Raw genomic sequence first — 13736 nt, forward strand, 5'->3', positions numbered from 1 at the left:
CCTCACTCCTGCCCGTCGGAAGGGTGACCGTCGCGGGCGAACGGCACGATCAACCGGACCCGCTGGTCGTGCCGGTCGACGAGCAGCGCCCGATCCGCGCGGGGGGTGTACGCGAGGTCGTGCACGCCGAGGTGCAGGCCGAGATCCGCGCCGGGCACGTTCAGTGCGACAAGGCAGGCGACGTCGTCGCGGTTCTGTGTGCCGCCGAGGTCGTCGGCGAGCCGACGCAGGCCGCGCCACCAGCCGAGCAGGTGCACCCCGTGGCCGGGCCCCTGCCGCAGCAGCACCCGCAGGTCGTCGTGGCCGGAGCGGAACGTGGTGGGGTCGCTTTCGCCGAGCAGGCCGGCGGCGGCGTCCATCCCGAACACCACCAGGTAGGCCCGCCCCGCCGACGCGACGTCCGGGCCCGTCGGCACACCGCCCGGACCCGTAGGCGCGCTGTTCGGGCCGGCCGGCACGGCAGACGGCGTGCTCGGGGCGCTGTCCCCGCCAGGTGGCGGCGGTGCGTCTACGGGCCGGTACCCCCCGGCCAGGGTTGCGGCGAGGGTTCGGATCCGGTCCCGCAGGGCGGCGGCGTCGAGACGTTCCACCCGGTGCCCGGCGGCGGCGAGTGTCGCGGCGGTGTCGTCGGCCGCCGGGTCGGCGGCGGCCACCAGCGCGGCGAACAGGAAGGTGGCCTCGCCCGGGTGGTGCTGGCGGGCCAGGCTCAGGGTGGCCGCCCGTAGCACCTCGGCCCCGGCGGACGAGGTGCCGACCACGGCCAGGTGTCGACCCGGCGCGGTGTCCATGATGAACAGGGCTGTGGTGCCGTCCACGTCGACAGTCCGGCCGACCAGGGCCAGGGGACGCCGGCCGCCGGGGCGCAACCCGGTGAAGGTGGCGTCCTCCTCGACGTGGGCGCTCTCGTAACCCCGGAACACCGACGGCGGGCGGGCACCCGCCGGGCGGGCCTGCCACAGCTCGTGGCGCAGCCGGGTCAACTCGTCGGTGGCGGCATGCGCGTCGGGGAAGCGGATCACGGAGTTCGCGCCCGGTGCACCGGCGGCGGTGTTCACCACGGCGGAGCCGACCGGCAGCGTCGCCGCGGCGTCGTTGAGGTGGTCGAGCACTCCCCCGCCGCCGGGTAGCGCCACCCGCAGGGCGAACTGCCCGAAGACCGCCTCGGCGCGGCCGTAGAGCGCCTCGATCCCCGTGGTGCTCTGGCTGGCCAGCACCAGGTGTACGCCGTACGAGCGGCCCTTGCGGGCCAACTCCTCCAGCAGGTCCACCGACTCGCGGGCGAGCGGGTCGTTGCCGGCAAGCAGCACGTGGAACTCGTCGATCACGGCGACGATCCTGGGTACTGCGGTGTCGGCGGGCAGGTCGGCGAGCTTGGTGACGCCGTGCCGCTTCAGCGCGGTGGCCCGCCGGTGCAGTTCGCGGCGCAGTTCGCGCAGCACGGCCACGCCGTACTCCCGGTCACTCTCGATGCCGACGGCGCGGGCGTGCGGCAGCCACGACGGGTCGCGTTCGGTGGGCACGAACTCGGTGAAGCTGACCCCCTCCTTGAAGTCGAGGAGGTAGAGCTGCAACTCGGCCGGAGAGTAGCGGGCGGCCAGGCCGTACAGCACGTCGAGCAGGAAGACCGTCTTGCCGGCGCCGGTACGCCCACCGACCAGCCAGTGCGGGGTGGCGTCGTCGAAGGCCATGGTGACCGGGTCACGTCCGGCGCGGCCCACCACCGTGCGCAGGCCCGCGCGGGCGGAGACGGTCCAGCGCTGCCCGGGCAACAGGTCGGCGAAGCCGACCGCCTCGCCGCGCCGGGCCGCCTCGCCGAGGTGGGTGGCGAGCGCGGCGACGGAGGCCGGTGGTGGGTCGCCGTCCAGGATCACCGGCGCGGCCAGGCCGCTGCCGTCGGCGCTGAACGGCGCGCCGGGTGGGTCGCCGACCCGGGCGTACCCGTCGGTCAGCCGCAGCAGGGTGGTGGCGCCCAGCGGTGGGGCGGACTCCCCCGGCCCGGTCGGCGGCCAGCCGGCGAGCAGCACACAGACGGCGGCGGCGGAACCGGCGTGGGTGAGCGCGCCCAGTCGGGCGGCCTCGCGGGGAGAGGGGATCGACGCGGCGACGAGCACCAGCAGGTCCTGGTCCGGTCGGTCGGCCTGCCGGGCGGCGCGGGCGTGCCGTTCGGCGGCGTCGAGCAGGGTGGTGACCTCGGCTTCGGTGGTGGCCGGCGGGTCGACGACTCCGGCGTCGAGAAGTGGTCGCAGCGGACCGAATGTCGCGCCGAGGGCCGCGGTGTCCAGCGCGGCGACCCGGACGCCGCCGGGCGCGGCGGTGGCCAGCAGCCGCAGCACCAGGGCCCGCAGCAGCCCGGCGACCGCCGGGTGGCGGGCGTCGCCGTCGATAGCCAGATGGTGCCCGGCGCCCAGGGGCAGCAGGACCGGGAAGCCGCCGCCCGCGGTGACGGCCTCGCCGACGCGTACCGGAACGGGCTGGCGGGCCAGTGGGGTGCCCGGGGTCGGGGTGGCCAGCGCGGTGCCGACCCGGGCCAGCCGGCCCAGCAGGTCGGTGTCGACCACCGGGGCTGACGGTGTCGTGGCGTTCAGCGCGGTGCGGGCGGATTCGAGGTGGGCGCGTGCGGCCCGGTGGGCGGCGACCGCCTGCTCGTACGTCGACGCGAGCCTGCCCACACCCCTGCCCTTCACCGCCGAGCGCCGCCTGGTCGCAGAAACCCTAACGGACGGCGGCGACACCGGCACGTGTCCGAACCGGACGTGTCGGTCCGCCGGGTCACCCGGTCGCCTCGCACGGCGGCCGACGGTCCGAACCGGACCGTCGGCCGCACCGCACGGTCAGCCGGTGACCGCGTTGAGCGCCGGCAGGTAGCCGTAGCGGTAGCCGTCGGCGTTCGGGTGGTACGCCTCGATGACCCCTGTGACGTCCCGGATCCACGGCTGGGCGCCGCAGACGCCGTGGCCGGCGAAGGTGGGTCGGGTGTCGGCGAAGGTGGCGCCGGCCGCGGCGGCCCGGTCGGCGGTCACGCTGGCGAGGACGTCGGCGGCCTCGTTGAGGATGGTGCGCTTGTAGGTGCTCATGGCCAGCAGTCCGCAGTAGCGGGTCTCGAACAGCCGTGGGTAGCCGAGCACGATCAGTCGGGCGTTTGGCGCCCGCTCCCGGATGGCGGCGTAGGTGCGGTCCAGCCGGGCCGGCAGCGTGCCGGTGGCGAACGCCTTCGCCGCGTTCACCGCGTTGGTGCAGGTGGAGGTGCTGCCGAACCGGCAGTCGGTCATCACGTCGGCGAACCCGGCGTCGTTGCCGCCGATGGTGATGGTGACCATCGTGGTGGTGGCGGAGAGCGAGCCCAACTGGTTGTTGAGCACGTCGGCGGTGACCGCGCCGCCGCAGGCGGGGAACCGGAAGCTGGCCACGTCGTTGGCGGCGGCCCACAGCGGGGCGTACGACTTCTGACTGCGCAGGCAGGTGGACAGGTCGTACGGCCCGGCACCGACGCCGGAGGAGTACGAGTCGCCGAGTGCGACGTAGTGGATCGGGGCGGCGGCCTGGGCGAGGCCGGGGACGGCGAGCGCGCCGACAGCGGCGGTGAGGAAGGCGACCAGCGCGGTCAGGGCGCGGGCCAACGGACGGTGTGGCATGACGGACCTCCACGGGGGTGGTGGTGGAGCCCGAGAGCCGCGCGCGAGGCCAAGGGTTGTTACTGGTCGGTAATGCTATCGAAACAGTTGGATAAAGTGAATAGCCGTTAAGGCACCGGACCCGGCGAGGCCGCGTCCGCGCGGTCGTCCCGCGTGGACGCGGCCTCGTGCAGACCTCGTCAGCAACTGGCGGTCAGCGCGCCGCCAGGGGTCGGCTGGCCGGGTGGACCGGGGCCGGCAGGGCGCCGACGCCGTCCAGGTACGTGTGGATGGCCGCGGCAGCGGCCCGGCCCTCGGCGATCGCCCAGACGATGAGCGACGCGCCCCGGTGCATGTCACCGGCGACGAAGACGCCGTCGGCCTCGGTCTGCCAGTCCGCCCGGGAGTCGACAGCGCCCCGCGGGTTCCGGGCCACCCCGAGCTGCGCCAGCAACGGCTGCTCCTCGGTGCCCTCGAAACCGATCGCCAGCAGCACCAGGTCGGCCGGCAGTTCCCGCTCGGTGCCCGGCACCACAGTGACGATCCGCCGGCCGTCGTGCTTCTCCACGCTCACCTCGGCGATCCGCACCGCCCGTACCGCACCGGTGCCGTCGTCGACGAACTCCTGCACCGCCACCGCGAAGACCCGCTCACCGCCCTCCTCGTGGGCCGGGTACTCCCGCAGGATCCACGGCCACGTCGGCCACGGGTCGCGGCCCTCGTCCCGGCCGCGCGGCGGCTGCGGGTAAAGGTCGAGCTGGTGCACCCCGGCCGCGCCCTGCCGGTGCGCCACGCCCAGGCAGTCCGCCGCGGTGTCACCGCCGCCGATGATGACCACGTGCTTGCCGGCCGCGTCGATGGGCGTACCGTCCGGGAGGGTAGCCAGCGCGGGCCGGTCCTCGCCGGCCGCCGCGACCACCCGGTTGGCGGCCACCAGATGCGCCATCGCCTGGTGTACGCCGCGCAGCTGCCGGCCCGGGGTGTCGGTGTCGCGGCCCTGCAACGCGCCGCAGGCCAGCAGCACCGCGTCGTGCTGGGCGCGCAGCTGCTCGGCGGTGATGTCGACCCCGACGTTCACTCCGGCCCGGAAGACGACCCCCTCGGCGCGCAGCTGCGCCAGCCGGGCGTCGATGTGGCGCTTCTCCAGCTTGAAGTCGGGGATGCCGTACCGCAGCAGGCCACCGATCGCGTCGTCGCGCTCGTACACCGTCACCGCGTGACCCGCGCGGGCCAGTTGCTGCGCGGCGGCGAGCCCGGCCGGGCCCGAGCCGACCACGGCGACCGACCGGCCGGAGGACGCGGGTGCCGGGCGGGGGGTCAGTCCCCGGGCCCCGGCCGCGTCGGCGATCTTTACCTCGACCTGCTTGATGGTCACCGGCTCACCGCCGGCGATGCCGAGCACACACGCCGCCTCGCACGGCGCCGGGCAGAGTCGGCCGGTGAACTCGGGGAAGTTGTTAGTGGCGTGCAGCGACTCCACCGCCGCGTCCCAGTTGCCGGTACGGACCAGGTCGTTCCAGTCCGGGATGCGGTTGCCCAGCGGGCAACCGTCGTGGCAGAACGGGATGCCGCAGTCCATGCAGCGGGTGGCCTGCTCGCGGATCAGTCCCTCACCGGCCGGCGGGTAGACCTCCCGCCAGTCGCTGATGCGCACCGGCACGGGCCGGCGGGCCGGCAACCGCCGGCCGTAGCGCAGGAAACCGTTCGGGTCAGGCACGAGCCACCTCCTGGGCGACCGCCCGCGGGGCGGGTGCTACCGGTGCGGACGAGCCGGCGGCCGGCTGGGCCGGTGCCGCCAGGGCGCTCATCACCGCGTCGTCGACGTCCTGGCCGGCGGCTTCGGCGGCCCGCATGATCTCCATGACCCGGCGGTAGTCCCGGGGCACCACTGCGGTGAACTCCTCCACCGCCTCCGGCCAACGCTTGAGCAGCTGCTCGGCGATCGCCGAGTCGGTCTCGGCGAAGTGCCGCTGCACCAGCTCGTGCAGGCGGGTCCGTTCCGCCTCACTCGGGGCGGACAGGTCGACAAGTTCGGTGTTGACCCGGCGTCGGTCGAGGTTCCAGACGAACGCCGTACCGCCGGACATGCCGGCGGCGAAGTTGCGGCCGGTCGGGCCGAGCACCACCACTGTGCCGCCGGTCATGTACTCGCAGCCGTGGTCGCCGACCCCCTCGACGACAGTCACCGCGCCCGAGTTGCGGACCGCGAACCGCTCGCCGACCCGGCCCCGCAGGAAGACCTCACCGGCGGTGGCGCCGTACAGGATGGTGTTGCCGGCGATGATCTGGTCCTCGGCGCGGTCGCCCGCATCGGCGTCGGCGGCCACGAACGGCGCCGCCGCGTCCGGCCGGACGACCAACCGGCCACCGGAGAGTCCCTTGCCAACGTAGTCGTTGGCGTCGCCGTGCAGGCGCAGGGTCACCCCGCGCGGCAGGAACGCGCCGAAGGACTGACCGGCGGTGCCGCGCAGGGTGAACTCGATGGTGTCGGCGGGCAGGCCGGTGCCACCGTGGCGGCGGGTGACCGCACCGCCGAGCATCGCGCCGACGCTGCGGTGCTCATTGCGGATCGCCACCTCGGCGCGCACCAGCGGAACCGACCCGTCGCGCCCGACAGGGCCCAGGGCCGGCGCGGCGAGAGCGATGAGGTCGTTGTCCAGCGCCAGTTCGAGGCCGTGGTCCTGGGCGCGTACGCCCCGACGGGCCGCACCCTCGGGCAGCTCCGGCAGGTGCAGCACCCGACCGAGGTCGAGCCCGCCGGCCTTCCAGTGCTCGACCGCCGGTGCGACGTCGAGCAGCTCGGTACGCCCGATCGCCTCGTCGATGCTGCGCAGGCCCAGCTCGGCCAGGTAGCCGCGGATCTCCTCGGCCAGGAACAGGAAGAAGTTCTCCACGAACTCCGGCTTGCCTGTGTAACGCTCACGCAGCACCGGGTTCTGGGTGGCGATACCCACCGGGCAGGTGTCCAGGTGACAGACCCGCATCATGATGCAGCCGGAGACGATCAGTGGCGCGGTGGCGAAGCCGAACTCCTCGGCGCCGAGCAGCGCCGCGACGATCACGTCCCGACCGGTCTTGAGCTGCCCGTCGACCTGCACGGTCACCCGGTCCCGCAGCTTGTTGAGCAGCAGCGTCTGCTGTGCCTCGGCCAGCCCCAGCTCCCACGGGGTGCCGGCGTGCTTGAGCGAGTTCAGCGGGGACGCGCCGGTGCCGCCGTCATGGCCGGAGATCAGGATGACGTCGGCCTTGAGCTTGGCCACCCCGGCGGCGACAGTGCCGACACCGACCTCGCTCACCAGCTTCACGTGCACCCGGGCGGCCGGGTTGACGCACTTGAGGTCGTGCACCAGCTGCGCGAGGTCCTCGATGGAGTAGATGTCGTGGTGCGGCGGCGGCGAGATCAGGCCGACACCGGGCGTGGCGTGCCGGGTACGGGCGATCCACGGCCAGACCTTGTTGCCGGGCAACTGCCCGCCCTCGCCGGGCTTGGCTCCCTGCGCCATCTTGATCTGGAGGTCGTCGGCGTTGACCAGATATTCGCTGGTGACCCCGAACCGGCCGCTGGCGATCTGCTTCACGGCGGAGCGCCGGGCCGGGTCGTGCAGCCGCTCGACGTCCTCCCCGCCCTCGCCGGTGTTGGACTTGCCGCCCAGCCGGTTCATCGCGATGGCGAGAGTCTCGTGCGACTCAGCCGAGATCGACCCGTACGACATGGCGCCGGTGGCGAACCGCTTGACGATCTCGCTGGCCGGCTCGACCTCCTCGATCGGCACCGGCGGCAGCACCCCGCCGCGCAGCCGGAACAGCCCGCGCAGCGAACCCGCCCGCGCGGCCAGCTCGTCGACCTTCGCGGTGTACTCGCGGAAGACGTCGTACTGCCGGGTGCGGGTGGCGTGCTGGAGCAGGAAGACCGTCTCCGGGTTGAACAGGTGCAGCTCACCCTCTCGACGCCACTGGTACTCGCCGCCCACCGGCAGCAGCTCGACCGACTCGGCGCCGGGTGCCGGCCAGGCCAGCGCGTGTCGGGCGGCCACCTCGGTGTGGATGCCGTCCAGCCCGACGCCGCTGATGGTGCTCGGGGTGCCCCGGAAATACCGCTCGACCAGCCGGGTGTCCAGCCCGACCGCCTCGAAGACCTGCGCACCGCAGTACGACGACACGGTCGAGATGCCCATCTTGGACATGATCTTCAGGACGCCCTTGCCGAGCGCCTTGACGTAGTTGCGGATCGCCGTCGTCGGCTCGACCCCACCGAGCGCCCCCGTGGAGATCATGTCCTCGACCGACTCGAAGGCGAGGTACGGGTTGACCGCGGCGGCGCCGTAGCCGATCAGCACTGCCGCGTGGTGCACCTCGCGGCAGTCGCCCGACTCGACGATCAGCGCGACCTGGGTGCGGGTCTGCTCCCGCACCAGGTGCTGGTGCACCGCCGCGGTGAGCAGCAGCGACGGGATCGGGGCCAGGTCGGCGTTGGAGTCCCGGTCGGAGAGCACCAGGATCCGTACGCCGTCCTCGATGGCCTCGGAGACGTGCCGGCAGATCTCGGTGAGCCGGGCCTTGATCCCGGCGCCGCCGTCGCGGATGCGGTAGAGCCCGGAGACCCGTACCGCCTTGAACCCGGGCAGGTCACCGTCCTCGTCGATACAGAGGATCTTCGCCAGCTCGTCATTGTCGATCACCGGATAGGGCAGCACGATCTGCCGGCAGCTCGCCGGACCGGGATCGAGCAGATTGCCCTCCGGGCCGATGGTGGTGGCCAGGCTGGTCACCAGCTCCTCCCGGATGGCGTCCAGCGGAGGGTTGGTGACCTGGGCGAACAGCTGATGGAAGTAGTCGTAGAGCAGCCGTGGCCGGGTGGACAGCGGGGCGATGGGCGTGTCGGTGCCCATCGAGCCGATCGGCTCCACACCGGTACGCGCCATCGGCGCGAGCAGGATCTTCAGCTCCTCCTCGGTGTAGCCGAAGGTCTGCTGGCGGCGGCGTACCGAGTCGTGGGTGTACACGACATGGTCACGGGCCGGCAGGTCGTCCAGCTCGATCAGCCCGGCGTGCAGCCAGTCGGCGTAGGGCTGGGCGGCGGCCAGCTCGGTCTTGATCTCGTCGTCGTGCACGATGCGCCCGGCGACGGTGTCGACCAGGAACATCTTGCCCGGCTGGAGCCGGCCCTTGGCCACCACGGCGGCCGGGTCGAGGTCGAGGACGCCGGCCTCGCTGCCCAGCACCACCAGACCGTCAGCGGTCTGCCACCAGCGCCCCGGACGCAGGCCGTTGCGGTCGAGCACCGCGCCGACGATCTCACCGTCGGTGAAGGCGACCGAGGCCGGGCCGTCCCACGGCTCCATCAGGCTGGCGTGGAACCGGTAGAAGGCGCGCTTGTCGGCGCGCATGTCGGGGTCGTTCTCCCACGCCTCGGGGATCATCATCAGCACGGCGTGCGGCAGGCTGCGCCCGGCCAGGTGCAGCAGCTCCAGGACCTCGTCGAAGTTGGCCGAGTCGGAGGCGGCCGGGGTGCAGACCGGGAAGACCCGCCGGATGTTGCCGGGCAGGTCGGGCGTACGCAGCAACGCCTCGCGGGCCTGCATCCAGTTCCGGTTGCCCCGGATGGTGTTGATCTCGCCGTTGTGGGCGATGAGGCGGTACGGGTGCGCCAACGGCCAGGACGGGAAGGTGTTCGTGGAGAACCGGGAGTGCACGAGCGCGATGGCGCTGTCCATCCGCTCGTCGGTGAGGTCCGGGTAGAACGCCGGAAGCTGCTCCGGGGTGAGCATCCCCTTGTAGACGAGGGTCCGGCCGGACAGCGACGGGAAGTAGGCCGGCACCCCCCGCTCGGCCGACTCGCGTTCGGCCTGCTTACGTACGCAGAAGGCGACCCGCTCCAGCTCGATACCGCTGAGCGACGCGCCGGCCGGACCGGCGGGAGTGTCGGTGAGCCGCTTCGCGGCGAGGAAGACCTGTCGGACCCGGGGCATCGCCGCCAGGGCCGTCTCGCCGAGGTCGCTCGGGTCCACCGGGACGTCCCGCCAGGCGAGCACCTCGGCCCCTTCGACCAGGGCGTACTTCTCGACCACCTGCCGGGCGCGGGCCTCGGCGGTGTCGTCGTCGGGCAGGAAGACCAGACCGGTGGCGTACTCGCCGGCCGGGGGCAGTGGGAACTCGACAACCGCGCGGAGGAACGCGTCCGGCACCTGGATCATGATGCCGGCGCCGTCACCGGTGTTCGGTTCCGCGCCCCGGGCACCCCGGTGGTCCAGCCGGCACAGCGCACCGAGGCCGTTGGCGACCACGGTGTGCGAGCGTCGGCCGTGCAGGTCCGCCACGAAGGCCACGCCGCACGCGTCATGTTCGTACGCGGGGTCGTGGAGGCCGGCAGGGGACGCTACCTGGCCTTCTCGCGGCGCCGGCTGGGGGCGGTGTGGGTACGCAAGGGCCACCGGGCCTCCTGTCGTCGCTCAGGCATGAACATGGTCGGGACGACGTCGGCCCTGTATCGGACTATTGAGTCTACGTTAGGGCCCAGCCCGCAAGGCCAGTGCAGATTGATCACACCGTCCAGACTCTGGGACCTGTAATCTCGCCGCGTGGATTCCGAGCGTACCGACCTCCTCGACCGGTTGGAACGGTTCTACGACGCGGTGCCCCGGGATGCGGCCCGTGTGGAAGATCACGGAGCTCTGGTGCTCTTCGTCCGGGAAGGCCCGGGATGGCCGTTCTACGCCCGCCCACGGCGCGACGTCGCCGGATCGCCGACCCTCGCCGACGTGTCGGCGGTGCGGGCACGCCAGCGCGAACTCGGCCTGCCCGAGGCGCTCGAATGGGTGCACGACACCAGGCCCGCGCTGCTGGCGGTGGCCCGCTCGGCCGGTCTCTCCGTCCTCGAAGCGCCGCTGATGGTGCTCGACCCGGCCGCGCTGCCCGATCCGGCGGAGCTGGCGGGGCCGGTGCGGTTGCTCGACCCGACGGATGAGGACTTCGACTCGGCGGTGGCCGCCCGGCGGGCGGTGGCGGCTGTGGGGTTCGCCGCCCCGGGTACCGCACGGGGCGACGCCGGACCTGCCGACCGCGATGCCGCAGTCATCGGCCTGGACGCGGCGGCGGTCGAGGAGGAACGGTCCCGGGTCGCCGACGGCAGCCGCCTGTCCGCGCTGGCCGGCACCACCACCGAGGGCCCACTGGCCAGCGGGATGGCCATGCGGGTAGGCGACGTCGCCGAGATCGCCGGGGTGGCCACCCTGCCCACCGCCCGTCGGCGAGGGCTCGGCGCTGCGGTCACCGCCACCCTGGCCCGCGCCCTGCTGGCCACCGGCGCCGACCTGGTCTTCCTCTCCGCCGGCAGCGAGGAGATCGCCCGGGTCTACCTGCGGGTCGGCTTCCGCCGCATCGGCACCGCCTGCATAGCCTCCCCCGCCCCCCTGCACCCCTGACCCCACCCGGCGCACCGCGCACCGGCCCGGTTGATCAAGAAGTTCTGGTCGTTATCCGCGCTTCCGGCGACCAGAACCTCCTGATCAACGCGAAAGAGAGCGGGGGTGGGGTCAGGTTGGGGGGCGCCACTGGGCGGCGATGGTGGCGGCGGTGCCGAGCAGGCGGGGGGTGATGGTGCCCAGGGCGGCGTCGCGGGCACGCAGCGCCAGGCGACCCCGGGTGCGCAGCACGGCGGACATCCGGCGGGTCTGCCGGACCACGGCCGCCGCGCGGGGTCGCCGCGCCCGGTCGTACGCCATCACCGCGTCGGGCAGGGTCGACTCGCGCAGCAGGACGGCGAGCGTCGCGGCGTCCTCGAAGGCCAGGCAGGCGCCCTGGCCCAGGTGCGGGGGCATGGCGTGCGCGGCGTCGCCGAGCAGCACCACCCCATCCGGCCCGGCCGGGAAGCCGAACGACCGGGGCAACGGACGCAGCTCCCGGATCTCCCGCTGCACCAGATCGGCCGGGTCGGTGGCGGCCAGCAGGTCGTCGACAGGCCCGGGCCAGCCGGCGTACCAGCGACGCAGCAGCGCCAGCTGGGTCTCCGGCGGCTCGGGACGGGCGGCACCGGCCGCGGTGGCCATCCAGTAGATGCCGCCACGGCTGGAGGCACCCGAGGAACCGCGCTCACCCAGCGAGGCGGCCACGAAACGGTAACCGGCACCGAGGATCTCACCGCCGACCGAATCGGGCAGACTCGGCGCGCGGTACCAGGGGATCACCGCCCGCCAGGCGGCGCAGCCGGAACTGACCACCCCCGAGCCGGGGGCGAGCTGGCGACGGATCACGCTGTCCGTGCCGTCGGCGGCGACGACCAGGTCCGCCTCGTACGTGTGTCGGCCGTCGCCGACGGCCGGCCGTTCACCAGCGGCGGCGCGCACCGTCCGCACCGTCACCCCGGTACGCAACTCGACCCGCTCGCCCAGACCCGCGATCAGCGCGTCATGCAGGTCCTCCCGGTGCACCACCACCGGGAGGCGTTCCGCCGGCGTCGGCCGGGGCTGCACCAGCCAGTGCCCGTCAGGCCGGCGGACACCCCCGTCGGGCAGCGCGGTGGCGATGGCGTCCAGACCGGCGCCGAGCCCCAGCGCACGCAGCGCCCGGACCCCGTTGGGCCAGAGCACCACGGCGGCCGGCTCCGGGCGGATCCGGTCGGCCCGCTCCAGGAGGGTGACCTGCCAGCCGGAGCGGGCGAGCGCACCGGAGACCGCCAGGCCACCGAGCCCGCCGCCGACCACCACAGCGGTCCGCATGACCGTCCCCGGCCTCAGCTGTCGCGGTCGACCGGACGCGCGCCGGCGGACTCCGCCGCCGTGCCGCCGGCCGGTGAATCCGACGCCGACCCGTCTTCCTCGCCGTCGGTGGGCACACCAGCCGACCCGGCGGGCTTTCCGGCCAGCGCTTCGGACGGCTCACCCTGTGGCTGGACGGCGGTCGTCGACTCGCCGTCCGACTGATCCGTGCCGGGCTGGGAGCTCCTGTCGACCGGGGTCGCCGCTTCGGGAGGAGCCTCGCCGGTCCGACGCCAGTGCTCGAACTGCTCCTCGCTGACCACCCGGTAGCCCTCGGGCACCGCCGGCTCGGTGGTGGCCCCCCTGGCCGACAGGTCCACCTGCGAAACGTCGGAGGTGGCCGGCCCGGTGGTGGCGACGGCCGGCAGGCCGACCGGGATCAGGTACTCCCGTGGCCCGCGCACCCGCAGGAAGTAGATGAGCGCGCCGAGGAACACGAGCGCGGCGGTCCAGACGTTCACCCGTACCCCGAGGATCGTGTTGGCCTCGTCGGTACGCATCATCTCGATCCAGAACCGGCCGGCGGTGTAGCCCATCACGTAGAGGGCGAACGCGCGGCCACGGCCGAGCCGCAGCTTACGGTCGAGGAAGTACACCATCGCGGCGACGCCGACGTTCCACAGCAACTCGTACGCGAAGGTCGGGTGGTAGAGCCCCTCCTCCAGGATCGGCTGGCCGGCCTCGTCGCGCAGCGCCTGCCCGCCGTCCATCCGGTGGATCTCCAGCCCCCAGGGCAGGTCGGTCCGCGCGCCGTAGAGCTCGTTGTTGAACCAGTTGCCCAGCCGGCCGATCGCCTGGGCCAGCGGCAGGCCGGGCGCCAGCGCGTCGGCGACCACCGTCAGCGGGATGCCCAGTTGCCGGGCGGCGATCCAGGCGCCGACCGCGCCACCGGCGACCGCACCCCAGATGCCCAGCCCACCCTCGTGGATGAAGAAGACCTTGATCGGCTCACCGCCGGTGCCGAAGTACTGCTGCGGTGAGGTGATCACGTGGTAGATCCGGGCGCCGATGATGCCCGCCGGCACCGCCCACATGGCGATGTCGAGCACCGCGCCGGGAGCCGCGCCGCGCTGGCGCAGCCGCCGCTCGGTGACCCAGCAGGCCACCGCGATGCCGGCGATGATGCACAGCGCGTACGCCCGGATGGGGATCGGGCCGAGCTGCCACACGGCGTTGCTCGGGCTGGGAATGGCGGCCAGGGACGTCGGCGAGGCGAGACTCACGGGTGCACACGCTACCGCTGCGGACCCCTCCACCGTCACCCCGGTCCACCGCCCCCCCCCAGCCACCCCACCCCCGCCCCAACCCCCGCGATCTTGCACCTCCGGTCGCCGCGAACCAGGACAGAAGCCCCATAGCGGAGACCGAAAGG

Annotated in this window: 7 protein-coding genes; 1 reads left to right on the forward strand and 6 read right to left on the reverse strand. The window is 73.5% G+C overall.

Features of this window, described 5'->3' with window-relative positions; all coding sequences use genetic code 11:
* Positions 1–2: 2 nt before the first annotated feature.
* The 4 genes from Van01_RS30190 to gltB form a co-directional block, all read right to left on the reverse strand.
* On the reverse strand, positions 3–2669 hold the full coding sequence (locus tag Van01_RS30190; RefSeq protein ID WP_204014829.1) for an FtsK/SpoIIIE domain-containing protein: 2667 nt from the start codon (positions 2667–2669) through the stop codon (positions 3–5).
* 162 nt (positions 2670–2831) lie between these two features.
* Entirely contained in the window at positions 2832–3632 is an 801-nt protein-coding gene (locus tag Van01_RS30195) for an SGNH/GDSL hydrolase family protein (protein ID WP_204014832.1), read from the reverse strand.
* A 193-nt stretch (positions 3633–3825) separates the two neighbouring features.
* On the reverse strand, positions 3826–5328 hold the full coding sequence (locus tag Van01_RS30200) for a glutamate synthase subunit beta (protein ID WP_204014835.1): 1503 nt from the start codon (positions 5326–5328) through the stop codon (positions 3826–3828).
* Positions 5321–10042 (reverse strand): glutamate synthase large subunit, encoded by a 4722-nt coding sequence (gene gltB, locus Van01_RS30205; protein ID WP_204014838.1) that lies wholly within the window; start codon positions 10040–10042, stop codon positions 5321–5323. Before gltB ends, Van01_RS30200 begins: the two co-directional genes overlap by 8 nt.
* Positions 10043–10189: 147 nt before the next feature.
* Here gltB and Van01_RS30210 point away from each other — a divergent pair, with 147 nt between their 5' ends.
* The gene (locus Van01_RS30210; protein WP_204014841.1) at positions 10190–11032 is read left to right on the forward strand and encodes a GNAT family N-acetyltransferase; all 843 of its coding nucleotides are present in this window, start codon (positions 10190–10192) and stop codon (positions 11030–11032) included.
* 111 nt (positions 11033–11143) lie between these two features.
* On the opposite strand, the gene Van01_RS30215 is transcribed toward Van01_RS30210, so the two are convergent.
* Complete coding sequence (locus Van01_RS30215; RefSeq protein WP_204014844.1) at positions 11144–12325, reverse strand: FAD-dependent oxidoreductase; 1182 nt, start codon at positions 12323–12325, stop codon at positions 11144–11146.
* Between the two features lie 14 nt (positions 12326–12339).
* A complete protein-coding gene (gene lgt, locus Van01_RS30220; protein WP_204014846.1) occupies positions 12340–13587 on the reverse strand; it encodes a prolipoprotein diacylglyceryl transferase in 1248 nt (415 codons plus the stop codon).
* Positions 13588–13736: the final 149 nt, after the last annotated feature.

It is taken from the genome of Micromonospora andamanensis (assembly GCF_016863495.1).
Classification (GTDB): Bacteria; Actinomycetota; Actinomycetes; order Mycobacteriales; family Micromonosporaceae; genus Micromonospora; species Micromonospora andamanensis.